General features: G+C 45.1%; 20 protein-coding genes and 1 CRISPR repeat array. Of the genes, 1 reads left to right on the top strand and 19 read right to left on the bottom strand.

The window, feature by feature from the left end; all coding sequences use genetic code 11:
• Positions 1–93: 93 nt before the first annotated feature.
• The 7 genes from ACTTHR_RS06295 to recJ all read right to left on the bottom strand — a co-directional run bounded on the left by ACTTHR_RS06295 (position 94) and on the right by recJ (position 10,976).
• Positions 94–1,023, bottom strand: coding sequence for a hydrogen peroxide-inducible genes activator (locus ACTTHR_RS06295; protein ID WP_276773425.1), 930 nt, complete (start codon positions 1,021–1,023; stop codon positions 94–96).
• Between the two features lie 13 nt (positions 1,024–1,036).
• Positions 1,037–1,693 (bottom strand): DedA family protein, encoded by a 657-nt coding sequence (locus tag ACTTHR_RS06290; protein ID WP_311551777.1) that lies wholly within the window; start codon positions 1,691–1,693, stop codon positions 1,037–1,039.
• Positions 1,694–1,705: 12 nt separating this feature from the next.
• Positions 1,706–3,430 carry a glutamine--tRNA ligase/YqeY domain fusion protein gene (locus tag ACTTHR_RS06285; protein ID WP_442605563.1) on the bottom strand — a complete coding sequence of 575 codons (1,725 nt, stop codon included), beginning with the start codon at positions 3,428–3,430 and terminating at the stop codon, positions 1,706–1,708.
• A gap of 288 nt (positions 3,431–3,718) precedes the next feature.
• Positions 3,719–4,066, bottom strand: a complete 348-nt coding sequence (locus ACTTHR_RS06280) for a PEGA domain-containing protein (protein WP_442605562.1) — start codon at positions 4,064–4,066, stop codon at positions 3,719–3,721.
• A gap of 181 nt (positions 4,067–4,247) precedes the next feature.
• Positions 4,248–6,905 carry a thiol protease/hemagglutinin PrtT gene (locus tag ACTTHR_RS06275; RefSeq protein ID WP_442605561.1) on the bottom strand — a complete coding sequence of 886 codons (2,658 nt, stop codon included), beginning with the start codon at positions 6,903–6,905 and terminating at the stop codon, positions 4,248–4,250.
• 160 nt (positions 6,906–7,065) lie between these two features.
• Positions 7,066–9,201, bottom strand: coding sequence for a RecQ family ATP-dependent DNA helicase (locus ACTTHR_RS06270; protein WP_442605560.1), 2,136 nt, complete (start codon positions 9,199–9,201; stop codon positions 7,066–7,068).
• Between the two features lie 29 nt (positions 9,202–9,230).
• Entirely contained in the window at positions 9,231–10,976 is a 1,746-nt protein-coding gene (recJ, locus tag ACTTHR_RS06265) for a single-stranded-DNA-specific exonuclease RecJ (RefSeq protein ID WP_442605559.1), read from the bottom strand.
• A gap of 609 nt (positions 10,977–11,585) precedes the next feature.
• Here recJ and ACTTHR_RS06260 point away from each other — a divergent pair.
• Positions 11,586–12,527, top strand: coding sequence for a ribose-phosphate pyrophosphokinase (locus ACTTHR_RS06260; protein WP_314862684.1), 942 nt, complete (start codon positions 11,586–11,588; stop codon positions 12,525–12,527).
• 143 nt (positions 12,528–12,670) lie between these two features.
• On the opposite strand, the gene ACTTHR_RS06255 is transcribed toward ACTTHR_RS06260, so the two are convergent.
• The 12 genes from ACTTHR_RS06255 to ACTTHR_RS06200 all read right to left on the bottom strand — a co-directional run bounded on the left by ACTTHR_RS06255 (position 12,671) and on the right by ACTTHR_RS06200 (position 26,414).
• Positions 12,671–13,759, bottom strand: a complete 1,089-nt coding sequence (locus ACTTHR_RS06255; protein ID WP_442605558.1) for an Ig-like domain-containing protein — start codon at positions 13,757–13,759, stop codon at positions 12,671–12,673.
• A gap of 368 nt (positions 13,760–14,127) precedes the next feature.
• Positions 14,128–15,471: direct repeats of the CRISPR family, unit length 30 nt; unit sequence ATTTCAATTCCACTAAGGTACAATTTGGAG.
• Between the two features lie 460 nt (positions 15,472–15,931).
• Positions 15,932–16,195, bottom strand: coding sequence for a CRISPR-associated endonuclease Cas2 (gene cas2, locus ACTTHR_RS06250; protein ID WP_276773574.1), 264 nt, complete (start codon positions 16,193–16,195; stop codon positions 15,932–15,934).
• A complete protein-coding gene (gene cas1b, locus ACTTHR_RS06245; protein ID WP_424777712.1) occupies positions 16,195–17,211 on the bottom strand; it encodes a type I-B CRISPR-associated endonuclease Cas1b in 1,017 nt (338 codons plus the stop codon). The genes cas2 and cas1b overlap by 1 nt, the downstream gene beginning before the upstream one ends.
• Positions 17,212–17,456: 245 nt before the next feature.
• Positions 17,457–17,966 carry a CRISPR-associated protein Cas4 gene (gene cas4, locus ACTTHR_RS06240; RefSeq protein ID WP_424777713.1) on the bottom strand — a complete coding sequence of 170 codons (510 nt, stop codon included), beginning with the start codon at positions 17,964–17,966 and terminating at the stop codon, positions 17,457–17,459.
• Between the two features lie 64 nt (positions 17,967–18,030).
• Entirely contained in the window at positions 18,031–19,140 is a 1,110-nt protein-coding gene (locus ACTTHR_RS06235; protein ID WP_442605557.1) for a CRISPR-associated protein Cas7, read from the bottom strand.
• A gap of 7 nt (positions 19,141–19,147) precedes the next feature.
• Positions 19,148–20,461, bottom strand: coding sequence for a hypothetical protein (locus ACTTHR_RS06230; protein WP_442605556.1), 1,314 nt, complete (start codon positions 20,459–20,461; stop codon positions 19,148–19,150).
• 14 nt (positions 20,462–20,475) lie between these two features.
• Positions 20,476–22,596, bottom strand: coding sequence for a CRISPR-associated helicase Cas3' (gene cas3 / locus ACTTHR_RS06225; protein WP_442605555.1), 2,121 nt, complete (start codon positions 22,594–22,596; stop codon positions 20,476–20,478).
• Between the two features lie 8 nt (positions 22,597–22,604).
• On the bottom strand, positions 22,605–23,189 hold the full coding sequence (locus tag ACTTHR_RS06220) for a hypothetical protein (RefSeq protein ID WP_442605554.1): 585 nt from the start codon (positions 23,187–23,189) through the stop codon (positions 22,605–22,607).
• 7 nt (positions 23,190–23,196) lie between these two features.
• On the bottom strand, positions 23,197–23,862 hold the full coding sequence (cas6, locus tag ACTTHR_RS06215) for a CRISPR-associated endoribonuclease Cas6 (RefSeq protein ID WP_442605553.1): 666 nt from the start codon (positions 23,860–23,862) through the stop codon (positions 23,197–23,199).
• A gap of 19 nt (positions 23,863–23,881) precedes the next feature.
• Positions 23,882–25,168 (bottom strand): TPM domain-containing protein, encoded by a 1,287-nt coding sequence (locus tag ACTTHR_RS06210; protein WP_442605552.1) that lies wholly within the window; start codon positions 25,166–25,168, stop codon positions 23,882–23,884.
• 32 nt (positions 25,169–25,200) lie between these two features.
• A complete protein-coding gene (locus ACTTHR_RS06205) occupies positions 25,201–25,797 on the bottom strand; it encodes a LemA family protein (RefSeq protein ID WP_442605551.1) in 597 nt (198 codons plus the stop codon).
• 26 nt (positions 25,798–25,823) lie between these two features.
• Positions 25,824–26,414 (bottom strand): flavin reductase family protein, encoded by a 591-nt coding sequence (locus ACTTHR_RS06200; RefSeq protein WP_442605550.1) that lies wholly within the window; start codon positions 26,412–26,414, stop codon positions 25,824–25,826.
• Positions 26,415–26,421 lie beyond the last annotated feature (7 nt).

Below are 26,421 nucleotides of genomic sequence, written 5' to 3'. Positions count from 1 at the left end.
GCTACATAGGGGGGCAAATAAGGGATGTGCCGAGAGAACTTCTGCCAAAGAAAAGACTTCATGGGTGTGTATTATGCTACGTACAGATAGGTACTACTTCGCCAACGCCTGGTTGGGAGCCATCTGCAACATATCCTGCGGTACAGAAGAGCATATAGTGCTTGCGAAGGCATCCAACAGAGAGGTGCGGACAAAATCGCTTCTGAATGCCAAATGAATGGCACGCACGGGGCGAGGGATCGCAAAGGGCCGTACCAGCGAGCGTTGGTCTGTACCCAAATAACGCTCCGCCAACTTGGGAATAAATGTCATCCCCTGCCCCCCCTCTACAAGGTGCATAAAGGAGAGGAGATTGCCCTCCGAATAGCGAATAGCACGCTTGGCACTGGCCGATAGTTGGCAGTAACGCACCAACTGATCGCGGAAGCAATGCCCCTCATCAAGCAGCCACAGACGAGAGGCATCCACCTCACTACTACGCACTACCGACGAGCAATAGATCTTTTCGTTGCGGGAGACATAGCCCAAAAACTCTTCGTAAAACAAGAGGCGGTATTGCATCCCCTCTACCTCGGGCGCACTTGCTATGATGGCCATATCTATACTGCGCTCTTGCAAAGCAGCAAGGCATTGACTCGTCTTAAGCTCCACAATTTCGAGTTTAAGATTCTTGAACCTTGCCTTCCATTTAGGCAAGACTAAGGGAATAAGATAGGGTGCTATTGTAGGCAAAACAGCCAGCGTAAAATCTCCCGATAGCGTATCGCGGCTTTCGGCGATAAGCTCCTCAATAAGGGCCGATGCGCCCAACGTACGCCGCGCCTGCTCTATCACCTTCTCGCCAATAGCTGTAGGCTCCACGGGTTGTCTCTGCCGATCAAAAAGTTGTACCCCCAACTCCTCTTCGAGGCGTTGTATCATGGTACTCAACGTGGGTTGCGTTACATTACAGGCAGCCGCAGCTTTGGCAAACTGACGATGCTTGTCGAGGGCAACCAAATACTCTAGCTGTTGGAGGGTCATAGCAAAGAAAGATTTAGTTGTTGGGGACTTTTCTGCGCTTTAGATAGTGTTTTACAATCAAAATCGCTAGTACTAAAGCGACGAGCGAGAGCAGGGTAAAGCCAATCTCGTGGCTGTACTTGGTAACCTGTTCTACGAGCTGTTCCTTGGTATCTATGCCCGGCACCATGGAGGGAAGGAAGTATCCCATAAGGAAAAGGATCGTATTCCAGAGCCCGGCACCAAGCAACGTATAAAAAAGGAATGTGGCAAGAGGCATTTTTGCCAACCCTGCCGGGATAGAGATAAGCTGGCGAATCCCCGGCAAGAGACGCCCTATAAACGTAGAGATGGCTCCTCTTTTATCAAAGTACTGCTCGGCTTTGATGAGCTTAGCCTCACTCAGCAAAAGAGCATGCCCCAAGCGACTATTCACAAAGCGATAGACAAGAGGACGCCCCAACCAGAGGGCTAAGAGGTAATTGATAAGGGCACCGGCTATAGCCCCCAAGGAAGAGGCCAGCACAACGCCCCACGAAGAAAGCTCGCCGGCTCGGGCTAGATACCCGGCCGGAGGCACCACCACCTCACTAGGGAACGGGATAAAACTACTCTCGATGGTCATCAAGAGGAAGATCGTTCCGTAGTTGAGATGCTCTAGGCACCAAGCGATAAAAGAGAGGTCTTGCATCCCTAGGAGGTACTATTTTTTAGTGGCAATCTTACCCCAAGTATCCTTGAGAGAGGTCGTACGATTGAGGATAAGACGCCCCTCTTTTGCCGTATCCTTATCGACCACGAAGTAGCCAATACGCTGGAATTGGTAGTGAGCTCCTACAGCGGCATCGTGCAAGAAGGTCTCCACTTTGGCATGAGGCAATACCTTCAAACTCTCGGGGTTGAGTAGCTCTGCCAGCTCTTTCCCCTCCACACTTGAGGGATCTTCGTCTAGGAAAAGATGGTCGTAGAGACGCACCTCAGCATCCATAGAATGCGCAATAGAGAGCCAGTGAATGGTACCCTTTACCTTGCGATTGCTACCGGGGAGACCGCTACGTGTCTCGGGGTCATACTCGGCATATACCTCAAGGATGTTGCCATCAGCATCTTTTTTGCAGCCCGTACAACGCACGATATAGGCATTTTTCAAACGCACTTCCCCCCCGGGGGTGAGACGGAAATACTTCTTAGGAGCATCCTCCATAAAGTCATCTCGCTCAATCCACAGCTCACGAGAGAAGGTGATAACATGGCTGCCCGCCGTAGGATCTTCGGGGTTGTTGATGGCTTCAAAGTCCTCCGTTTGACCTTCGGGGTAATTGGTAATGACGAGTTTGATTGGGTCGAGTACCCCCGATACGCGCGTAGAAATGCGGTTAAGATCTTCGCGTACAGCGTGCTCGAGGAGGGCAACATCGATCATACCATCGTACTTGGTATACCCGATGCTATCGACAAAATTGCGAATCGCTTGAGGAGTATAACCACGGCGACGGTAGCCACATATCGTAGGCATACGAGGGTCGTCCCACCCTGCAACGAGCCCCTCTTTTACGAGGGCAAGGAGCTTGCGCTTACTCATCATCGTATGGGTTAGATTGAGTCGATTGAACTCATACTGCCGTGGACGATAGTCGCTATCCTGAGGCTTTAATAGGTCTATAAAATAATCGTATAGGGGACGGTGGGGTACAAACTCGAGTGTACAGATAGAGTGCGTTACCCCCTCGAAGTAGTCGCTCTGCCCATGGGCAAAGTCGTACATAGGGTAAACGTTCCATGTATTCCCCGTGCGATGGTGCGGATGTTTTATGATACGATAAATAATCGGATCGCGGAAGTGCATGTTGCTCGATGCCATATCAATCTTGGCACGAAGGGTCATTGCCCCCTCGGGGAACTCGCCTGCATTCATGCGATGGAAGAGGTCAAGACTTTCCTCTCTAGGGCGATCCCGATAGGGACTTGCTACCCCGGGCTCTGTGGGAGTTCCCTTTTGTTTGGCAATCTCCTCGGCACTCTGCTCATCCACATAGGCGTGCCCTTCCATAATCAACCGCTCGGCAAAAGCGTAGAGCTGCTCAAAATAATCGGAGGCATAGTATATATTGCCATACTCAAAGCCGAGCCAATGAATATCCTCTTTGATAGAGTCTACATACTCCACGTCCTCCTTAATGGGATTTGTATCATCGAAGCGCAGATTGCATACTCCTCCGTAACGCTGAGCAATACCAAAGTCTATGCAAATAGCTTTTGCGTGCCCAATGTGCAGATAGCCGTTGGGTTCGGGTGGGAAGCGCGTCTGCACGCGACCCTCGTTAAGCCCTTCGGCAAGGTTTTGCTCCACAATTTGCTCCACAAAATTAAGGGAGCGTTTTTCTTCTTTAGGCTCTTCAATAGGAAGAGCAGGGGCATTTTCGTTCATCTTTCTATACCGGCTACGATAGGATATAATACTACAAAGATAGTAAATAGAACGTTTGGGGCGACCTCCGCCTCCCCTCTCCTCGCTCGCGCTCTGGAGCAAAAAAGAAAAACAAAGACGTGATAGGGTAAAACCACTCATGCAAAAGGTCTCTAGACAAGGCATAGGAACTCTCACAGCAAAACCCCTCTTAGACATAGAAAAAGGGTTGGAAAAGCCTAAAGACTTCACCAACCCTTATGGAGAAAAGAGCAGGAATGCTCTTAACAAAGTATAGTAGTCCTCACATTATCTGAGGGGAACCATCTCGTACGTATGCGAGGGATCGTACTGCATAGTCCAGAGGAAAGGAATCCAAAAAAAGAGTCCTCCAACAATTGCTCCGGCATCAACCCTTTCGTTACGAGTAAGCATTACATGGAAGTCTTCGTAGCCATCAAGTTTAAGAGTAATAGGAGTCGTGCTTCCTAGAATCTTTGTATCGCTGTAAGTGTAAGGCGTTGTACCCACTCGCGACTGATTAATATACACAGTAGCACCCTGTGGTACACTGTTGATAATGGTGGTGCTTGCGCAACTTGCCAAGGTGATAAGCCCCACAACAAGGAGGGCAAAATTTCTAAAGAAAGTTTTCATTTCTGTTTCTAATTATTTGTTCCGAAAAAATTCAAGGCAAAGGTAACAATTTTTCATTTCTGCACAACATCACGAAATAACCTCCCCTAGAGTAAAAAGAAAGCTAGGCACCATCTCGTAAAAGAGAGAGTGCCTAGCGAAAAAGTAGTGGGCTAAAAGGATTTCTCTTTTGCCCTATGGATTAGTGGCGAACCACCAGTACAGAGGTAGTAAGAGAGTTATCTCCCTTAGTAACCCCTACAATATAGCTACCTGCGCTCAGAGCAGAAGTATCAAGCGTATAGCTCTTCTCGCCATGGAGGTTAATTGTGGCCACCTGAGCACCATCCGTGCTAAATACAGCAATGTATTGGATGCCCTGTTCACTACGGATGGTAGTAGAAGCATCCGCCGGATTGGGTGCTATCATAGCATCGTCCATTGTCACATCAATCTGCTCATTGGTTCTCTTACTATAGAAAGATACCCCATAGTTTGCTTTGTTATAGATAGTATGAGAAGATGCGGAGATCTGTCCCTGTTCGTTCTTTCGGAACGCACCGAGAATGACAACCCCACTGCGTCCGGTAGCTCTCCTCACATAAGCTGTATTTTCGAACTGGGGGGCATAGGAGATACGTGCCTTAGCCTCAATACCTGTCTCAACAAAATTCAAAGAAATACCAACGAGTTGCGCCCTTCCACCAATGACTGCTGAGAGCAAAGAGCCCAACACAATACTATTGGATGAAGAGGCGAGAAGAGGCTTTTCTCCACGGTTTTCGATCTCAAATGATGGAGTGATTTGCGCTTCGGGATCAATATCGTACCAGAAAGCGGAGCCTTGAGTATTATACGCAACAAGGGTAACCTCTTTATAAGAATCGGGGCGAACGATAGTAACGGGAGTCTCTGATATGCGAAGGGCATTGCTCCCCGATAGACGAGCCGTGAAGTAACCTACCATCTCCTGTTCGAGGGTTTCCTTTAGATTAGCAAACCGAACATAGGGATAAACCTGGGTACCCTCGTAGAGATTGATAATAGGATCAAGCTCAACCTCTAGCGTTTGACCTGCGGGAATTGATACGAACGTGGTGCGCACTTTTTCCTCTCTAGGATACCATTGCTCGCCCTTATCAGCAGAGGTTAGATACAGCTCTATGGGGCCATAGTACTCCTTCTTGTTGGGGTTGGTAACCTCTACCTTAATCTTAGAGGGAGCAAAAGCATAAAACGCTTGACCGGCAAGGAGTTTGGCCTTCATGGGCAATAGCGTATTATCATAGGCAATAGAATTGTCTACAATCTTACCGTCTTTGACCGAGAAATAAATGATCTGAGGCTCATCGTTGGTAGGAGCAAAAGCTTCTTGTTGGGGGAAAGCGTCGTTGCCCCAAGTGTAATGTATTTCGTAGTCTCCATCGGGATACTTTTCTTTGCTTATGCCAAAGAGGTACTCAACCCTCTTAGATGATAGCATCAGCAAAGAGACAGTCTTCTCCTTAGAGTCAATAACGTCTGTGGTACCCTTTTTGTAGATGGTTGCTATAGATTTGATATCCATCTTTTTATAAGAGTACTGCGATACAATTACATCCGCACTAATCGTTTCTCCGGAGCTATATACATATGCACGGGTATACAGGCTGGGAGCAGAGGGGCGAGGCTCCTCTCCGGGGTTATTGTCGCGGTCGGGGATAAGATCTACAATGACGCTTTGTCCCATGTTGTAAGCACCCATACCGGCACCGATACCCAGCTCGGCAGGCTCAAGGGCATTTAGGCGATAGTACCCATTTGCCATACCGCTCCAACCCCAATTGAAGTGGAAGGTATTGTCACTTGCTTTGTAGCCATCACACACATAAGCGTGCCCACCCTCTTCTCCTGCACCGCAGTAGAAGACAGGACGCTGAGCCTTAAGTTCTTCGAGAATAATCTTAGTCCAAGACTCTACCGTGTGTGCAGAGCGGAAGTGAAGACGAGCCTGTTTCTTAAAATGGAAACGCGTCTTAAGAGCTACCAAAGCGTCAGACTCCCAAGCACCACTAGCCGATGAAGAGTAATTCATATCTACAGCGTAGCCAACTTCTTTGAGCAGAAGTCCAATCGCATCAGCCTCCTCTTTGGTCGGCTTGCGGTCATTGTCGAAGTTTTCCGGCATGTGGTCCCAATCATAATCCTTCTGTCCAAAAGTTATGGAGCGAGTAACACCTCTATCTTTGTAGCTATATTCTCCGGGAACGGAACGCACAGGCCACCGATAGCTGCGAAGTATTTGAGCCATAGCTGTAGCAACACACCCTGTTACTGCACGCCCTCCCATATCTGAGGGACACATACTATTGTAGGGATGGTTTTGGTCCCAACGAATATCCTTGAGAAGGGGTGCAATATCACTCTCTTGGCGCAGAACCGATGCCAGACGAGACTGGCGAGGCTGAATGTAATTAGCCTCGGGATGGGTATAGAGATACTGATACTCAGCATCGTACTGAGACATCCAGTAACGAACTTGTGCCGGAGCTTGTGCCAAATCGAAGTGACCCGTCTCCGAGTACCCTAGCACGGCAGCAGTACGATCATCTGCCGAAACAATCACAAAACCCTCATCAGTACCTCGATTGAATACATAGTAATAGGCTGGTGAAGAGAGTAGTTGAGATGAATTGCCGGAGCGCAACTCGTTACTACCCTGGTGCGTATAAGTCAATGCCACAGGGGTTGAACTGCGGAGATCTGACCCATTAAGATAGCTCTCTGCTATCTTCTGCGCTTGCTCGGGAGTAACCGGCCCCGCCAGAAGCACCAACTGAGAGATCACTGCCGCCAGCGTAGAGAGGATAAATTTTCTCATAGGTTCTATACTTATTTTTTAATTCGATATTTCGTTACTGTAGCTTTGTTGTAGCAAAGAGGGTTGTTAGTGTCCATCCAACCATCCATCCCACAAAGGTATATCTCTTGGGGCGAATTCTATCACTTTGTCACGTGAAAAGACTATAATACTGCCAATACTAGGGGATACGGCAGCTATCTCCGTCGAGTATCACCCGCCCCTTTGCCAGAAGTTGCTGCAAAGCCTCAAAAAAAAGACTCGAAGGCACCCTACTCTGCTCTCGCCAAGAGACAAGCGGCAACGCCTTGTCTTTGGGGATGAGAGCCTCTGCCTCTTCTTGCAGTAAAGCCACGGCTTGGGAGAGAGACATAGAGGGAGAGGGGCGTTTATTCCGATGCGAAAGACAGACATCACACATACCACAAGGCTCACTCTCCTCCTCCCCAAAGTAGCGGAGAAGCAGCTGACTACGGCAAGTATCAGACGCACCCGCATAGGCAATTATGGCCTCAATACGCTCTGCCAATCGCTCTCGACGCACCTCGTACACCTCTTGGGAGATGAGTAGGTGCCGACCCTCTTCGCGTCGGGTTAAAAGGAAAAGTTTGGGTAGAGACGAGCGCGGCACATAGTGTACAACGTTGCTCCGCGAGAGGTCGACAAGCATTAAATAGGCCTCCTCCACAGAGCAATTAAGAGCTCTTGCAATGGTATCTTCTTCTATAAAAACGTACTCGGTAAAAATACCCGTATAGCGACGGAGTAGAAATTGGATCAGGGTATCACTTGCCGGTGATAGGCTTGCATTGTTGTATAGTGCCTCGCGATCAATGGTAAAGAGAAGGCGCGAGTGCTGGTCTTCTTTGTCCCGATACTCCCACACTCCTGCAATATCAAGCAGACGAATGGCACTCATCGTATAAATGGGAGAGAGCTTATTAAGTTTGATAAATCTCTCAATATCGACTAGGAACGTGCGCAAAAACCCTTCGCCCATGCCCACACCCAAATAGCTCGTAAGCTGGTCGTACACATCCGAAAGGAAGCTGCGAGAGGGAAATTCCTCATTAATACGCCTACGGATAAGCATGGGATCTCGCTTATCCACGAGTGCCACGGCGAACGACTTCTTACCATCTCGCCCGGCTCTCCCGGCCTCTTGGAAGTACTCTTCGGGCGACGAGGGGAGCATCCAATGGATTACCGAACGTACATCAGGCTTGTCAATACCCATACCAAAAGCATTGGTTGCCACCATCACACGCACCTCACCGGCCATCCAACGACGCTGTCGCTCGTTGCGCTCGGCATGGGTAAGTCCGGCATGGAAAGCGTCTGCCGATATCCCCTGTTCCCTCAGATACTCGGCCAATTCTACGGTACGTTTGCGATTGCGACAGTAGACAATGGAGGTGCCGGGTACTCCGGAGAGAATGCGCAGCATCGTGGCCGCCTTGTCGCTTGTGTGCCGTACAACATAGGCAACGTTGGGACGAGAGAAACTTCGTTGGATAATATTGGGTTCGGGGAAGTTCAAAACACGCATCACATCCTCCGCAACTACCCTGGTAGCCGTAGCTGTAAGAGCCAATACAGGAGCCTTCGGCAGCAAAGAACGCAACTCAGTAACTCGCATATAGGAGGGACGGAAGTCGTACCCCCATTGGCTAATACAGTGGCACTCGTCTACCACAATCATACTTACCCTAAGCTGTGGTAAAATGGCGCGAAATAGGGGCGAAGCGATACGCTCGGGGGAGAGATACAAAAACTTGTAAGCCCCCAAGACTGCGTTGTCGAGCGTGCGTTGGATCTCAAAACTTGCCATACCGGAGTGGATAGCCACGGCAGGTATTTTACGCTCTTTGAGGTGCTCTACCTGATCACGCATGAGAGCAATAAGGGGGGTTACAACGAGTGTGACTCCTCGCATCATAAGCCCCGGGACTTGAAATGTGATGCTCTTACCTCCTCCCGTTGGTAGCAACCCTAATGTATCACGCCCTGCGAGTATCGAATCGATAATCTCGCGCTGTTTGGGTCGGAACTCAGAATACCCCCAATAGTACTGCAAAACCTCCTCGGGGGTCTCAAAGCGAGTTCTTCTATTTCCGACCTCCTCGTCGTCACCCTCTTGCGAAAGGAGTATTTCCTCCCCCTCTCCTTGGGGAAAAGAAGGAGTCTCCGGCTCATCAGCCAAACCGGCAATAGAGTCTAGCTCGTAGCCATACTTATCGCAATAGGATCGCCATTCCTCCTCGTCGTCAAAGGCTGGCGCACCCTCCACTCTTGCCCCTTCGGAAGATGTACTCACAGCGTACCTAGGTAAAACGTTAAGAGACTCTATGCAGAGAAATTGTCCTCATGCTTGATATCCTTGACCAGTATTTGTATCGATGAAGTGCCATAATAATCGTTTTCCTCCACCGTATAACAGATAGAAAAGGGTCGGTAACTCTTGATGTAGGATATATGCGAAGAAAGCCCGTAAGCAATACCGCTCTTGACCTGGAACATCTGAGGAGAGTCCGTCATCTCCAGCTTGATATGCTCTCCATTCTTGCCCACAGCCTTACTTGTACCGGTATCGAAGAGGAAACGTGTCATAAAGATAGGCTTGGGATTATCAGGACCAAAGGGACCCATTTTCTGCAAGTTTTTGTGCAAACTCTTCGTTATCTCCACAAGGCTCAGCACGGCATCAATTTCGATTTCCGGATTAAACTGCTTGGCGTACACGTTCTCCTCAGCATAGTGCTGGATACGCTCGGTAAATTCCTCCACCTTATCCTCGCTCAAAGTGAGCCCGGCAGCATAGGGATGCCCCCCAAAGTTGGTCAGCAGATCACGGCAATGCTCTATGGCATGGTACATATCAAAGCCTCCATAGCTACGCGCAGAACCAGAGACTTTGTCCCTTTCTCCACTCAAAACCACCACAGGACGAGCATACTGCTCAGCCAGGCGAGAGGCTACAATGCCAATCACCCCCTTATGCCACTGAGGCTTGTGAATCACTATGATTTTGTACTTCTTATGGGGCTTAAACTCCTCCACAAAGCGCACGGCCTCTCGGGTAATTTGCTTATCAAGCTCACGCCGCTGCTCGTTGTACTGTACAATCTCGAGGCACTTCTCTTCTGCCTCCTCTATATCCCGACTGATAAGCAGATCGACCGTTTTTTTGCCGTCCATCATACGCCCCGAAGCATTGATCATCGGACCAATCTTAAAGACGATACTACTCATATCAATCTCCTCATTTGCCAAGTTGCAGATATTGATAATACCCCTCAAGCCCGGCGACGGATTACGATTGAGTTGCTGCAAGCCAAAATACGCCAATATGCGGTTTTCTCCCAATGTGGAGACCACATCGCTCGCAATGCTCACGGCTACCAAATCAAGCAAAGAGTAGAGACGACGCATGCGTATGTTGTTGTTGATGGCAAAGGCTTGCATAAGTTTGAAGCCAATACCACACCCCGAAAGCTCCTCAAAAGGGTAGGTATTATCCGCCCGCTTGGGGTCGAGTACCGCCACAGCATCGGGCAACACCCCATCCGGCGTATGGTGGTCGCATACGATAAAATCAATCCCTAAAGACTTAGCATAAGCGATCTCCTCAATCGCCTTGATGCCACAATCGAGTACAATAATAAGCTTAACCCCCAACTCGTGGGCGCGGTCGATCCCCTGCTTCGAGACCCCGTAACCATCGTCGTTGCGATCCGGGATGTAGTAATGCAACTGATGATCGCTACAGCCCGATTGGCGCAAAAATTTATACACCAAAGAAACCGCCGTAGTGCCATCTACGTCGTAATCGCCATACACCAAGATATTCTCCTTCTTACCCAACGCCTTATTGATGCGCTCCACAGCCTTATCCATATCCTTCATGAGGAAGGGGTCGTGGAGGTCTTCGAGCTTGGGAGAGAAGAAATGACGCGCTTCGTCGGCAGTTCTAATACCACGCTTAACCAGCAGCCGCCCCACTACGGGAGCTAACTTTAGCTCCGCAATGAGTTCGTTGCTGGTAGAAATCTCTTCGTCTGTTAGAGGCTTCCAAATCCATTTGTTCGTCATTATATCGTTCTATTTTATTCTATCAGAAGGTGCACCAATCAAAGGCTCTCGCATTGATCGCTCCGGCTACCTTATCCCCGACTCTCACGGCAATAGCTCTCGCAAAAAAAGGAGCAAACTGCCCAAAACAGAGTACGGCTCGTAAATTTACGACAATCTGCCGAAACCTCACTCTTACCTAATCCTAAACTATGTAAGCAAGCCTTTTCAACTGCCCCCAGAGCCCCCCTCATACCCCCTCCTGTAGAACGCGGAAAAACTCCAGGCAAAAACCTCTCTCACTACTGCCCTAGATTTTTTTATTTTCTGGGCAAAATACCAACCCATTTTAGGGTGAGAAAAAAGAAAAAATAGGGCAGAAAGGGAAGGCATTACTAGCTGATTTTCGGAAGGGAGCTCCTCTAGTAAATTCACAAGAATATCCTGCCCCTAAATTATAAACAGATGAATCTAGGAAAAAAGCCCCCTAAATGGGGTGCTCCATTAGGTAAAAAGGGGTACTTTTGCAGAAGCAAATGAGAGAGCTATTTTGCCGAGGGCGAAGATGAGCCTAAGACGGTAGCTGTTACGAACCAAGGTGCAACGAATAATCTACTAACTACTATTGTAATGGTTTCAGAAAATCCCTATTTGGTCTTTTCGGGGTCTAAATCCCAATACCTCACTGAGCAAATTTGTAAAAGTTTGGGGTGCTCTATGGGGCGAATGACAACGCAACACTTTGCCGATGGCGAGTTCGCAGTTTCGTACGAAGAAAGCATCCGAGGTAGAGATGTCTTCCTCGTTCAATCGACCTTCCCCTCGGCAGACAACCTGATGGAGCTACTCCTTATGATTGATGCTGCTAAACGAGCATCTGCCCACTACATCACAGCTGTAGTACCTTACTTTGGCTGGGCTCGTCAGGATCGTAAAGACAAACCTCGTGTATCTATTGGTGCAAAACTTATTGCAGACCTCCTAAGCACGGCAGGGATTACGCGCCTTATCACGATGGACCTCCATGCCGATCAGATACAAGGATTCTTCGATGTACCCGTAGATCACCTCTATGCTTCGTCTGTCTTTATGGACTATATCGAAAAGACGATGCCTCTAGACAACCTCGTAGTCGCGACTCCCGACGTTGGGGGAACTAAGCGTGCCAGCAGCTACGCTCGCCACTTGGGAGTACCCATGGTTATTTGCCACAAAACTCGTTTGCGCGCCAACGAAGTTGCCGAAATGCGCATCATTGGGGATGTAGAAGGCAAAGATGTACTACTCGTAGACGATATTGTAGATACAGCCGGCACCATTACCAAGAGTGCGGACTTGATGCTCAAGCACGGAGCCAAGAGCGTGCGCGCTATGGCAAGCCACGCCGTAATGAGCGACCCTGCTACCGAGCGGGTAAATGACTCCGGGCTCTCCGAAATGATTTTTACAGACTCTATCCCTTACACCAAGGGATCTCCCAAAGTAAAGATTATCTCGGTTGCCGACCTCATTGCAGAGTCCATCAAACGCGTTTGCAGCCACGAGTCTATTAGCTCTCTCTACTCTTTCTAAGAAATAGAGCTCTTAATTAGTCTACCCTCTCCCTCTCGTAAGATTCTTTCTTACTCCCGAGGCGAGATAAAATAACGAAGCCCCACCGTTCCTTTGCAGGCAACGATGGGGCTTTTATAACAGCGCTTTTTTCGTCTGTCTAGCTATTCTGTTCTGGTATGGAAGGGCACGTAGGTAAGATCGGAGCCTACACCATTCTCCTCGTCATAGGCAAAGACCACAATATAATAATCCGTATCCTTCATAGTGGCCCTGCGATATTCCGGAGTTAGTTTAAACTCTCCTTGAACAAGATAGGGATTAAATTCATTCAAAAGATCAGCCTCTATTATCATCTTGGCCATCTTATACTCCATATTTTTCTCCCTGTAAAAGTCCACAAATTTCTTCTTCTGGACCGTTACACTGTACTTGTCGTTGGTCGAGGGTTTGATGAGAGCATCCACCCCATCCAGGTAAATATTCTCAATCCGAACGTCAAATGTTACATTCTTTTTCTCCGACGACTTTGTTGTAAACTCCAAGGTTTTTACACTTCCTACCTGCTCTGCCTGGTCATTTAGAGCGTAAGCATATACCACATAGGTCGAGTCGGGATCCAACGTCAAGAGGCAGCCTGGCTTAGGCAACTTTAGTGTAGCAACTCCCTTTGTGCAGTCTTCCAAGAATAAATCTTGCCAAGTCTTTCCGGCATTTGCCTCACTCAAAAACATAAACCAACTCTTTTCGAAACCATAAATACCGGCGTCAGTACGAGAGCTCTCTGTCTGGTACTTCTCCCGAGTCATGGCATAATAGTAGTAACGCATGGTAGGATCTTTGGGGACAATCTTGATGGTAGCAGATGTTTTTTCCAAAGCTACGATCTCAAAATCAACCTCCAGACCTTTGGCTTTCACCTCAACTGTGCACTTAGCTTCTAAGTCCTCCACCTTTGCCGTTATGGATGCTTTTCCTTCAGCCACTCCCGTAATCGTTCCCTCTTTTACAGAGACAACATTTGGATCACTAGAGGTCCAAACGATACTTTTCCCATCAAGAGTAGACTCTTTAGGCGTAGCAATGAGCCTAAGAAGTAGACTCTCGCCAACGGAAAGATTGATAGTTTCTTTCTCAAATTTTATCTCCGAAATCTTCTGAGGAGAGGGAGGTTTAGTCCCATTATCACATCCTGCAAGAAGGAGCGAAACGAAGGAAAAGACTCCCACAATAAGCAACAAATTCCTTTTCATCTCTGGCATTTTGATTCATTTATACTCTTCATTATAATCAAGGTCTTCAAGAAATGGAATAATTATATCTCCACGTCATTAACCCTATTCGGCGCAAATGTAAGATTTTTATTCGAAATGCCGCAATAAAAAGAACTGTCTATTATATATCTTCAGCTCAACCACTCTTGCCCTCTCCCCTCTGCTCAACAAAAATTGCCCTATGAATGGTTATCTCACTCACAGGGCAATCCAATCCCCCACCCTCTGAGGGCAATTTGTTAGCATGATCATCAAGAGAGAATGCCCATTTGACTCCCCCGTATTTCAAACTATACTAGGGTACAATTTGGAGATTCCTTCACAATTACAGGCAACCGTAATCTTGTATTTCAATTCCACTAAGGTACAATTTGGAGCAAAAAGAATTAGGATTTATTTCCCTGTCTCTCTTATTTCAATTCCACTAAGGTACAATTTGGAGTCACTACACGAAGCAAAGATAAACAAAATAATGAACGTATTTCAATTCCACTAAGGTACAATTTGGAGGATCTCGCTCGTGAGGTCTCTGAGCTGCAATCTAATTTCAATTCCACTAAGGTACAATTTGGAGGAAAAACGTAACGAGGAGTAATGAAGAATACGCTGAATTTCAATTCCACTAAGGTACAATTTGGAGTTCCAAAAGAAAATGGAGAATATATTATATTGCTTGAATTTCAATTCCACTAAGGTACAATTTGGAGGTAGCCGAGCGGACGTGGACGGACGAGATCGAGAGAATTTCAATTCCACTAAGGTACAATTTGGAGATATGACGAAAACTACTAAAGGATGGCTCTCTTATATATTTCAATTCCACTAAGGTACAATTTGGAGGGCGAGCCTGGAGTAAGCCCATCCGCCCTAGCTGATTTCAATTCCACTAAGGTACAATTTGGAGATGAAGTTGCGCATCATCTGCGCTGCCCTCAACGAATTTCAATTCCACTAAGGTACAATTTGGAGACGGTATGGATCTTGATTACGGGGCTGTCCCTAAATTTCAATTCCACTAAGGTACAATTTGGAGGCCGCCTTATCGGCAATGATAGAACGAGATTTACAATTTCAATTCCACTAAGGTACAATTTGGAGTGATAGCTCGACTTGCTCAAGATCAGTGACAACCATATTTCAATTCCACTAAGGTACAATTTGGAGGGTCTCCTGCACACTCTATATCCTCACCTTCTAAAGATTTCAATTCCACTAAGGTACAATTTGGAGGGGGAGAACCTCTCCTCTTACGAGGAGCAGAGGAAGATTTCAATTCCACTAAGGTACAATTTGGAGCGGGGCTGAAAGACAAGAACGGAGTAGAGATATACAATTTCAATTCCACTAAGGTACAATTTGGAGTCAGAGTTTTTGCATTTTACCTCTCAGATGCTTATAAATTTCAATTCCACTAAGGTACAATTTGGAGGGAGGGCACGAAAGCCAAGACGTGTTTTCGCTCATTTCAATTCCACTAAGGTACAATTTGGAGTCTCTTATAAGTCCAATACGGAGTCTGTTATTACCAATTTCAATTCCACTAAGGTACAATTTGGAGGATCTCTTTGTGGTTCCCATCAGTCCCCTTTAGTTTATTTCAATTCCACTAAGGTACAATTTGGAGTGTCGATAGTCGGAGGGATAGAAGACGAAGAGATAGCATTTCAATTCCACTAAGGTACAATTTGGAGCCGTGAAGTTAGACAGAAAATATCACATAAACAAGGGCTTTGAGAAACGTTTCCGATGAGATAATGAGGAGAAAATATCGTCGATGTGCAATCCTAAGAAAAGGGCCGAGGATCGACAAGAGCACTAATTATCTGCTAACCAAACACTTCAATGGCGCAATCTATTTGAGGTATAGCTATTCCTCAGAAAAAGCTCCTTCTTCGACACAAAAAGAGCTCTGAAACCGCTATCTCCCACCCTCTTTGTGCGAGCTGGTACTTATCTAGCTCTAGCAATATTACCAATAAATACTGAAATAGAAAAGTGCTCTCTTCAGTAGCAATCTATCGTTTAGTAGAAGCCTTGACCCTAGCAATCTTGTGCTACCTAGCATCAAGAACCTGTACTACAGGCGCCCACACGATAGAGAAAAGCCTCTCGTAATACCAGAAAGAATAAAACTTTCACGGCTCTCCATGGCTAGAGGAAATTATCTATAGCAGCTTTTTCTTTTCCCAATATTTCCCTCTCTAGTCTTTGCCTCTGTCTCGAAGAAAAAATAATAACGCTATCTTCTGTTTGATCCAAAATGCAGGATGCCTCAATCTTCAATTCCTTTAGTTTCACCTCTGTGATCTCTCCTTCAAAAACAGAGTTTTGGATCCAATTGAGGTATCTCCGGCAAAGCTTCAGCATCTTAGCCACGCGTTTTTCGCCAACGTCGTATACTAGAATAACGTACATTACCAATACATTCTAAAGGGTTCATACTCCTCTATTCCCAGCAAATCCTTCGCTAACTTATAGCACTCTAGACGAACCAAGTGCTTATAGCTGACCGAACGCCCAAGCCGTCTGTGCTTTATTGTTTCGCTTAATCGCTCTTCAAAAGCCTGTACGAATATCTTTTTCCCCGAAGGATTAAGCACACAACGATTCAACTTATTATCAAAGTGCCGCTCTTGTAACATCCCCTTATTCAGTACCTTAAAGATAGTTCTATCCACAAGAATTGGCTTAAAAATCTCAGAAACATCCAAACAAAGAGAGTAGCGCCTCTCGCCGGGAGTGTGTAGGAAGCTGATTGTCGGATTCAATTGTGTTTGGTGTATTGATTTGAGACAAACGGTGTAACACATCATATTTCCAAACGAAATCAAAGCATTGACTTCATTCTGAGGAGGGCGTTTCGTCCTCGTTCCCATATCAAAATCATTGATGATAACATCAAAAGCTCCGTAGTAAGCCTGTCTTATATTTCCTTCAATCCCCATTAGCTCTTCAATACTTTTTGTTGTAGCAATATGAGGAGTATACTGATCAATTTGCTCTATTATCGACTGCAAATCCTTCCCTCTATTGTGGTAATAACTTAGGTTTTTCTGCATATTGAATGCAGCTCCATAGACAAACTTTTGTGCCAATAGGAGTCGGCGGCTTTTCTTATGATACGCTTGCGCCTGTGCCAATATCATTTTGCCGGAGAGAAGGGATTCTTTAGGCATAAATGAGCCTGTATAGTTCTCGTAGTAGTCGAAGAAATGCACAGCAATATCATTCACTCCTAGGAAATTAAACAAGGAACTATTAGCTCGCAAAGAGCCAAAGACATACATATCTCCTACAGTCTCTACGGGGATATAACGGGGGACTCCAAAGGATTCTGCTCCATTAACCCCTTCTTCTATTGGGACGAAACGCAACGAATTATCCTTACGAGACAACTCCCCCGGATTGAATAAATAAAAACTCTTTTTCATAGATACCAAATCTTCACAATCTCTAATATTACACATCTCTCTCCTAGAGAAGGTTTTCCCTAGTTTCCCCCCTTCTAATCCGACCTCAGCTATCTTTCGAAAAAAACCAGCCCTATTTTCTAAAAAATCTCACTCAAAATAGAGATGCCTTTTTGGGTAGAAATCTTTGAAAAACTAGGCAGCAAATCCTTTGCTTTTAGGCTGGATATTTCTCTATCTGTACTTAGCCCTAAAGTTGCTCTCTTCTACGACTCCTCTCCCGAGAAGCAGAAGTCGTAGTAACTACAGAGCTTACAAATCCGAGACTTGATACAGGGAGGACACTCCGAACTCTCTGTAATCTCTTCTATATCAGCTGTTATCTTCTCTATATTTTCTCGATCAATATCCGTCAGCAAGACCTCTTCTGTTTTCCTCAACTTGGGATATTCCAATATCCCAGTAGCTCCAAGGATGCCATTTTGTTCTAAAACATAGAGATAATAGAGCAGCTGGAGACGATGGGCTGGAGCTATTTTATTCGATTTCTTCACCTCGTGAACGATTTTATTCCTCGCGTCATAGAAATCTATTTTGATCCCATCAATAGCAAGTTCTTCGTAACGAACGGAACGTTGGGGGTAGGATTCTTCATGGATTAACTTGCCCTCATAGACTAGATCCGAAGTGTGCTCCATCGTTATTCCTGAGGAAAACAACCACAACTTCCGATGGCAAACTTGATAGTAATTGAAGTGCGTTCCCGTAATAACCATAACGTAATAGAAGAAGAGATGTACCCCACCCTAAGAATACATCTCTTCTTTAGAAATCACATAGTTAGCATTGATTTTCGTAGTCGAAAGACTGCATCAAATGGATGAGATGCTTCTCTGCCGCCTCAAGAGCATCGGCACTTTCATTCTCCACCACAATGTAAGCAGCACAGGGAAGGGCTACAAACAGCTCAGCCCCGGCCTTCTCATCTACAATGGGTTTCGCCTTTGGCTTATCTCCTCCATCGTCAATCAATTTGGCACGAATAGCTCCGGCTTGTGCATTTGCGTTATCACTAATCGCCACAGCAAGTGTTTCCATCAAACTAAACGTACGAGCTTGATTAGAAGTGATGCGCCAATGGATAAGAGCGTGAGCTAAAGCCGGTATTATCTTTTCACGCTCCTCTTTGCAAAGAGTCCAACAGTCTCCAAAAATATTTTTGCTTCTAATCCACTTTTTCGAGTCTAATTCTATGGTTGAAGATAAATCATGGACAGAAACAGAAAAGAGGGTACGCAAGTCAATGGCAACGTCATAGACAAATAGACCAGAGGCTCTACCTTTACTCGGTATCCATTTTCGGTAAAGGTCTCGATGAGTATTGTCTAGTATATTTTGTACTTCCTCTTCACTTAAGAAATCTCCATTCTCATTTCTGATTTTTACTTTGTGAAGATCCTTATTGTCAGACCTATCGAATGATACATTTTCCTCATGATAACCGACTAAGAGAGGGTGTAACGGTACCATTGCCGAGATGGATAGAGGACTTCTTCGCTTTAGAACATTATCGTCCTTTTCTTCCGAATCGTTCTCTTTTTTCTTCCCCTTTTTCTTATCATCTTTATCCTTCGCAAGCATCCATCCTCCAATGAGTTGATCTGGATAATTAGGGTCGCACAGAGATAAAACCTCTGCCTCACTAAGTTTGGGTTGCTTAAAAACAAAGGTTACACTACTCCGCTGAACATTAAGAGCAGATAAGAACTCTTCCATTATACTACGCTTGACTTGTTGTCCACTTGAGTAAGGAAGTTTTCTATTATTCGAATTGTAATTACAGTATATTGGATCGTAGAAAAATTTCTGCTCCTTATCTACACAAAATACAGAGAGAGGAATACTCTTTAGTCCTCTGAGATAGAGGACAGGTTGTTTGCTTTTATTCATATCTATTTTACCTTAATATTACATGGTGAATCTTTGTTAGTGCGATGAAGTAAGGAACATTTTCGGCGGGCATATCATGTATTATTTTGATGACATCCATAATTGTTTCCCTTTCTTCTTCCGCATCTTTGAGAATCGGATAGACATTACGAACAACAGATTGCTTTGAAGGATGTGCCAATAGCTCCTCAATAGCATTGTCTCGATTCGTCCTATCTTTTCCTTGTCCCTTTCTAAAGGAATCTAAGGCTCGGGCAAATTCGTTTGCCCTATTCCATAGTTCTTCGTTGTTCAACATAGCTAATAACCAAATTTGATATGTTTCGTATTTTAATTTTTCTTCCTGCTTATAAGATGGAATCTCTTTACCCATCATAATTGAACTAAGTCCCTCTGGTTCCAGTGCCTTGAGACCAATAACTCCCTCTTTGCAAGCCATTGAGAAGCCAAATGCAGTACCAAATAGTTTCATTGCTTTTTCTTCATCCTCTGTTCCAAAGTGTTTCTTGTACAAGTAATTAACCTCACGAGTTGAAGACAAAACAAAGGGAATAAAACCAATAGTCGTATTCATATTATCCATTTTGTACACATACCCCATCATCCGTGGATCAGGAAAATAAAGGCTCACAGCTGTAATTAGCTCTATCCAAGACAAAGTCTCAATCTTTGTAAGGTCGCTCTTTTTCTCCCCCTTTTTCTCTTTATTTGAAAAAGCAGAATCAAAATCCAACAAGCTGGAACTATCATTAATGTCATACTTCCTTTTGAGCCATTGTCCATTCCAGGTGTTTATCTGATTTCCTTTCATCCCAGGGGTTGTATCTAGATACTTACGATACCACCCCCAGCCCTCTGCAATATCAAGCAAAATATCGGGTTTAGAAAAAAGGATCGTCAACCCACCTTTGATTCCTACGCCCAACCCTGCTCCAATCCAAGATAGGTAAGCCTCTTCAGTTTTCATCCTATAATTGTGAATGCAAGTTTGCCCCGAAGTGGTTGCATCACTCCTTTCTGCTTTATATCCAACAGCAATACTAGCATCAAAAAATTCCGCACTTTCTATTTTATCAATCAACTTATTCTTTTTGATTTCAACAATCTTTTCCTGTCTTGTTTTTTCATTATTTTCCTGAGGAATCTCCTCCTTTTTTAAATTCTGTACAATAGCGGAATTTTGTATCCAAATTAGATACTTCTCATTTGCAAAGAAGATCGGATAGTATACTTCCACAAAGAAACTCTTGGGCGTATAAGCCTTGTTATGCTTCTCATTGTATGCTTCTAAGAATATCTTTCCTATGACTGATGTTACCATTGTATCACTCTCACTTATAGTATTTCAAAGCTCTTGTTTTTCTCTTCCTCCAAAAAGTCCTCTACGTATCCTAGCTCCTTATCATAAGCCCTATCGGGAATAATGTAAGGATATGACCCCTCCTCTAGCTGTATAATCCCCTTAAATGATCGAATTGCTTTTGAGACAGGGATTTCAAGCTCTACCCGAGATGAGTAATTGCCCTGTAGGTAATCTGTATAATCGCTCTCCGTAATGCAGCAGACAGAATCAATGTCTAACATTTCGAGAAGAACCGACTTAGGTCTGTGCTTCAGCTCTTTAAGCGTCCATTGCCCTCCACTAAAAATTGAATGCAACTCAATATCGACTATAGGGATTTCGGGATAAACAAAATCCAGCAGGGACTGAACTTCCGTCTCATGGAAAGGGGCTCCATCTTTCAAAGCATCGAAACTTCTTTGCAAAACATCCAACTCATAGGGTCTGCATTCAGCCTCTTGATCAGAAGGAGCCAGCACATATATAGGCTTTTGTTGGCCAATAGTCTCATAAGATCGTCGCCTATTGATCCGACCAAAACGTTGAATTAGCGAATCCATTGGAGCGCACTCCGTTACCATAACATCAAAGCTAATATCCAAACTAACCTCCACAACCTGAGTAGATACCACTATGCAAGCCTCCGTACCTTTATCGTATTTCTCCTTCAAATCTTGCTCCAAACGCGATCGATCTCCTCGCTTGAAGCGACTATGAATAAGCATGGATGGAACTTCGGGATACTTTTCGTGCAACTCCATATAGAGACTTTGCGCTCTCTTTACTTGGTTACAAACAAAAAGGAGCTTGCGCTTCTGTCGGATCGTTTCCTCTACGATAGGAGTCGCTTCTTCTAGCGTATTCAATTTATGAATAACGTGTCGGTCAAAAGTTACGAGCTGCTCATCAGACAACTTTACCTCATACACTTCTTGAGGTCCTCCTAAAAGATTCAATAATGTATCGTACAAGATACTCGGCATCGTAGCTGTACCAATGTGCACACGGCAACCCAGAGCTGTAAGTATCTCGACAATCTTTAAGACCATAGCTTGAGCAACAGACGAATAGGTGTGGATCTCATCCAAGATTACATCACACCCTCGTAAATCTAAAGCCATTGCCTCATATCCTTTTAACCCAAATGCAATGGCTCCCATCTGATGGGGCGTAAGGATTTTGATAGAAGCTCCGACATGGTGAGAAAGCACCCGTTCATACTCACCATCCAACTTCAATATAGATGCCGCATGGAGTGGATAAATCTGAGCTTTTGACCCTTTCAAATCTTGTTTTACCCTATCGTACATGGCATTAATAGAGGCTTGAAAAGGCAATGTGTAGAATACACGTCCCTCACACCGCTTCAATAAGAAATCGGTTTTGCCTGCTCCCGTAGGAGCCGTTACTAAGGTGTGGATACGAGGATCGTCAGACGAAATTTGGGATAAAGGGTACAATGGACTTTGCCTACTGCTGTAATAGGATAGATCCGGCTTGATAAATAGTTTCTGGAGAGCGGTATCTGTATAATCTTCTAGAGCTGAGGCCAAGTGGTCAGCAGCCATCAGTAGACCTTTCCAACGGGAACAATTCGGAGTAAGGCTTCTACAATACGCTAGAGTTTCATCGTAATTTGATTTTGCCTCCTCAATAGAAATAGGACGTACTTGCCAGCCCAATTCCTTCAAAATCCCCAACGCTTCTTTACTCCACAGCTCAAAATCTTTGCTATGATGACTAAAACAACGGCTATCCAGTGCATTATCCATAAAACCCTTCTTTCTTTTAATACCTCCACAAACAGAGTTGTGATGAGCAATAATCATCCGAGTAATAGTCTGTCTCTTTTCTACATCCTCAATCAACGATAGAAAGAAAAGAGAAGCAATCTCATGACGAAATACTAAAGCACAGGGAGGAAGATTTTTCTGTTTCAATCGCTCTTGGAAAATTGGACTAGCCTTACCAATATCGTGAAGATGCGCTCCCATGCGAGCAATTTCGGGATCTAAACCTACATTTTGAGCTATACACACAGCTATCTTCGCAACATCCTCTAGATGCTGTTGGAGTGTAATCCCATTACTCTTAGCTAGAATGTGATCAAACATTTCCATCTCTACGATAGGATAGCTTCGCCTCCAATCTCTATTCTTCCGTACATGTGAGCATTATCATCAAAGCGATTGAAGCCAACCATAAAGGCGTCCGAAAAAGAGGAGCCAAACCGCAATTCAAATCCTGGCAGGGCATCAAATTGAGATTCCTCCATGGGTATTATATCCTTTTCCGGTAGTACAACATCTTCGTTGCGACACAAGCACAGATGTTGCTCCGAAGCTATAATGGCATCTTCCTCCGTTGTAAAAGCAAGATAAAGAGAGGGATAAAGCATCACACCCCTATTGAGAATAGATTGCTTTCTCTCGTAGAAATTCTTCTTTTTATAGAATGTCCATGCCTGAGGTTGGGTTCTTTCTCGTTGCACGTCTATACCTTTATAGGAGAGCTTATGTCGGACAATTTTATGTATTCCCTTATCTGATAATGTCTCGGGAAATAGTTTCTTTTCCATTCCCTCTACAATGGAAGGAGTGAGGAATTGCTGACTATACGTCTCTCCATCTCGAACGGCAGTCCAAGGCTTGATGTAGCCAAATGTACCCGAATAGTGAACTACAAATAATATTCTTTCCTTCTCCATCACATCTTTACTTTATGGCTCCAAATCCAATTCCCGTAGAGTTTCCCAAGCCGGCATTCCATGCCAAAAGTTTTGTCTCGGGGCTACCTATAATCCGTACAGGAGACCAACTAACTTTATTCTTCACGCCTTTATAATCGACAAGCATCTCCTTAGCAACTCCTTCACAAGGAGCAAACTCTGCTGTTGCATCCCTATCATCAATCCCTGCTGCGAGGAGCTTTTTCTGTAGGTTTAGAGTCAATACCTCATTAGCTTCTGAGTCTTGATACAACAGATGCTTATAATGGTTTTCCTTTTGTTTTACCTTAAGAAGAATAGGACTTGCCGGATAAAACAATTCGCGTTTACTTAAGTCCGGATCCTCTTCAATCACAACCTCTTGAACGGTTAACCCACAAAACATCTCCGGATCTTGCTGAATCCCTCGCAAAACCTGCCTTAAGAAATCAGGGTTACTAGCTCCAATAAAGAAAGTTGCTCGGTGATCGAAAAGAATACCCTCCAGATCTTTTACTGCCTTGCCCCCCGATAAGCGAGAGAACGAAAAGAGGGACGATTGCCCATGCCAAGTATTAGGTCCTAACCATTTATGGATACAACCTACCATTTTTTGCTGATGAACAAAAGGAACAATGGTTCCATTTGCTTGTACATCTAATAATAATCTCATAGAATTTCTGATAAACTAATTACCAAGATCCGCCGGCTCCACCACCTCCGGTAGAACCTCCACCCCAACCACCGCCAGAGCTACCTCTGGAAGAGCCGAAGCCTCCTCTACCCGACAATCCTCCTAAAATACCGCCTACAGCTGCGGCTGTAGCGATATCTCTCGTCGGACTTTCTTTCGGTCTCTTCTTTCTATCTTCATGGTTACAATAGAGGCATTTGTAATGGGTTATATAGTGGTTAGTCGTCTCTTCTTTTCGGACAACATAGTAGGCATAAGTACCACACTTGGGACAACGAGAATAACGCGAAGGAAGTTCTCGCACCGGAAAAACATGCTCATACCCACAGCTACTGCATTGCATCGCTCCGTACTCACGCGACTTTATATCCGTCTCCAGAAGCATCTGGGGATTGAGTAGAGCACGCACTTTTGCTCGGTCACTAATGGGTAGCATTGCTTCCTTTCCGCAATTAGGACAACGCTTACTCTCCTTATCAAGCTTCTTACAAAGATTCTTTCCTAGCAGGTAAATCACAATCCCAATAGGCAGACAAGCAATGGCAAATATCACACTATAGGTTTTATTTTTCGACTTCAAGCGAGCCAATCGCTCTGGCGCACTCTTGTATTTGTATTCTCCCTTTTTCTCGAAAATATTCGTCAGTTTACCGTAGGATTTAACGGCATAATAAAGTACAAACAAGAGATAGAAAATGAAAAGAATATAGTCCCCTTCTTCATCTTCAGAGCTATTTCCTCCGTCTGATCCCTCAAAATCACCCGTCTTAAATATCTCACTTATGGCATCTATTCCACTCATGAGACCCTCTGCATAGGCATCTTCTTTGAAGTAGGGTATCATACGATTTCGAATGATACTAGAACAAGTAGCATCGGGTAGTACCCCTTCTATGCCATAGCCCGTGGTGATAAAAATCTTGTGGACGTCCATAACAAGAAGGATGAGCAGCCCACTATTGGTTTTCTTATTGCCCAATCCCCATGTGCGAAAGAGCTCTACACTGAAGTCTTCTATTGTCCGATCTCCTATGGAGGGCAACACCACAAGGGCAGCATCTACCCCAAAATTTAAGCGAAGTTGATGGAGCTTATTATCCAACTCCTCTACTTCCGAACTATCCAAGAAATGGCCAGGATCGGATACAAAACGTAGACTATCCCCTATCTGTACATTAGGTACATCCTTTACTTCAAAGACATCTCGACTCTCCGTCGCCTCCACTGGAAGGAGGGTCGAGAGAGCCAGGAATATCCCTAATAAGGGTACTAAAAGTCTCTTCAAATTCATGGTATTATCTACCCATTTTTATGGACTTAGAATTGTACCGTAGGAGCGGATTCGGCTCCCTCTTGGGCTTTGAATTGGGGACGTACAGAGAAACCAAAAATCCCTGCTAGCATATTATTTGGGAAGCGACGTACCAACTTATTGTAGATAGTAGCGGCATCATTGTAGCCCTTACGAGCCACTGTAATGCGGTTTTCTGTTCCTTCAAGTTGTGCTTGTAGTTGCAAGAAATTTTCGTTTGCCTTAAGTTCGGGATATTTCTCTACTACCACCATAAGTCTATTCAAGGCTCCGGAGAGTCCATCTTGTGCCTTTTGAAAGTTAGCAAGTTGCTCTTCGGTCATATTGCTTGGGTCTATGGTAGTTTGGGTTGCTTTGGCACGAGCTTCTATCACACCTTCGAGTGTTTCTTTTTCGTGTGCTGCATATCCCTTTACCACATTCACTAGATTTGGGATAAGATCAAGGCGACGTTGGTACTGATTTTCTACTTCAGACCATTGAAGATTTACGTTTTCATCCTCGTTTACCATACTATTGTAACCTTTCATAAGCCAGCCTACAATGAGGATAAGCAAGGCCACAATCCCAATGAGGATTAAGGGTTTCTTGTTTTTTGTCATAGTTTTATTCTATTAAAAGTTAGTAGTTATTTTCTCTGTTTGATAGGCTCTTTTCCTTTCTTTACGGACCAGCCGAAGTAACCAACAAAGCTCCCCAATCCAAAATATTCTCCATGAGCATAGGCAAGAAGTTCACTTTTATGGAGATCTAATTTACCCGTCTCGGGATTGAGCAAAGACTCATCTACCGATACACTTACAATCTCTGCCAAAAACATATCGTGCGAGCCAAGCGGCAAGATCTCACGCACACGGCACTCCATACTGAGGGGGCTCTCAGCCACCAAAGGGCATTGTATCAATTGAGCCTTCTCGGGATGCAAACCCGTCTTTTCCCATTTATCTCCATCCCTACCACTAATAACGCCTGCCATGTCGGTGGCTTCTGCCATAGATAGGGTAGTGAGGTTGAGCCCAAACTCCATGCTCTCTTTGATAAGCTCATAACTATACCGCTCGGGGCGAATGCTTACATAACACATTGCCGGATTGGTACAAACGATACCTGTCCAAGAGGCCGTAAAAAGATTGGTTCGCTCCCCATCTAGACTCGCACTCGTAACGAGCAGAGCCGGTACGGGACTAATCATCGTACCGGGTTTCCAGTGCTGTTTCATAGCTTGT

This window comes from Porphyromonas endodontalis (assembly GCF_052173515.1).
GTDB classification, from domain to species: domain Bacteria; phylum Bacteroidota; class Bacteroidia; order Bacteroidales; family Porphyromonadaceae; genus Porphyromonas; species Porphyromonas endodontalis_A.
This window is presented reverse-complemented; position numbering and strand designations above follow the sequence as displayed.

Excerpts from the sequence above, each read along its gene's own strand:
- ACTTHR_RS06295 (WP_276773425.1), bottom strand. The coding sequence starts at position 1,023 with ATGACCCTCCAACAGCTAGAGTATTTGGTTGCCCTCGACAAGCATCGT.
- ACTTHR_RS06290 (WP_311551777.1), bottom strand. The coding sequence starts at position 1,693 with ATGCAAGACCTCTCTTTTATCGCTTGGTGCCTAGAGCATCTCAACTAC.
- ACTTHR_RS06285 (WP_442605563.1), bottom strand. The coding sequence starts at position 3,430 with ATGAACGAAAATGCCCCTGCTCTTCCTATTGAAGAGCCTAAAGAAGAA.
- ACTTHR_RS06280 (WP_442605562.1), bottom strand. The coding sequence starts at position 4,066 with ATGAAAACTTTCTTTAGAAATTTTGCCCTCCTTGTTGTGGGGCTTATC.
- ACTTHR_RS06275 (WP_442605561.1), bottom strand. The coding sequence starts at position 6,905 with ATGAGAAAATTTATCCTCTCTACGCTGGCGGCAGTGATCTCTCAGTTG.
- recJ (WP_442605559.1), bottom strand. The coding sequence starts at position 10,976 with ATGACGAACAAATGGATTTGGAAGCCTCTAACAGACGAAGAGATTTCT.
- ACTTHR_RS06260 (WP_314862684.1), top strand. The coding sequence starts at position 11,586 with ATGGTTTCAGAAAATCCCTATTTGGTCTTTTCGGGGTCTAAATCCCAA.
- ACTTHR_RS06255 (WP_442605558.1), bottom strand. The coding sequence starts at position 13,759 with ATGAAAAGGAATTTGTTGCTTATTGTGGGAGTCTTTTCCTTCGTTTCG.
- cas2 (WP_276773574.1), bottom strand. The coding sequence starts at position 16,195 with ATGTACGTTATTCTAGTATACGACGTTGGCGAAAAACGCGTGGCTAAG.
- cas1b (WP_424777712.1), bottom strand. The coding sequence starts at position 17,211 with ATGAAAAAGAGTTTTTATTTATTCAATCCGGGGGAGTTGTCTCGTAAG.
- cas4 (WP_424777713.1), bottom strand. The coding sequence starts at position 17,966 with ATGGTTATTACGGGAACGCACTTCAATTACTATCAAGTTTGCCATCGG.
- ACTTHR_RS06235 (WP_442605557.1), bottom strand. The coding sequence starts at position 19,140 with ATGAATAAAAGCAAACAACCTGTCCTCTATCTCAGAGGACTAAAGAGT.
- ACTTHR_RS06230 (WP_442605556.1), bottom strand. The coding sequence starts at position 20,461 with ATGGTAACATCAGTCATAGGAAAGATATTCTTAGAAGCATACAATGAG.
- cas3 (WP_442605555.1), bottom strand. The coding sequence starts at position 22,596 with ATGTTTGATCACATTCTAGCTAAGAGTAATGGGATTACACTCCAACAG.
- ACTTHR_RS06220 (WP_442605554.1), bottom strand. The coding sequence starts at position 23,189 with ATGGAGAAGGAAAGAATATTATTTGTAGTTCACTATTCGGGTACATTT.
- cas6 (WP_442605553.1), bottom strand. The coding sequence starts at position 23,862 with ATGAGATTATTATTAGATGTACAAGCAAATGGAACCATTGTTCCTTTT.
- ACTTHR_RS06205 (WP_442605551.1), bottom strand. The coding sequence starts at position 25,797 with ATGACAAAAAACAAGAAACCCTTAATCCTCATTGGGATTGTGGCCTTG.
- ACTTHR_RS06200 (WP_442605550.1), bottom strand. The coding sequence starts at position 26,414 with ATGAAACAGCACTGGAAACCCGGTACGATGATTAGTCCCGTACCGGCT.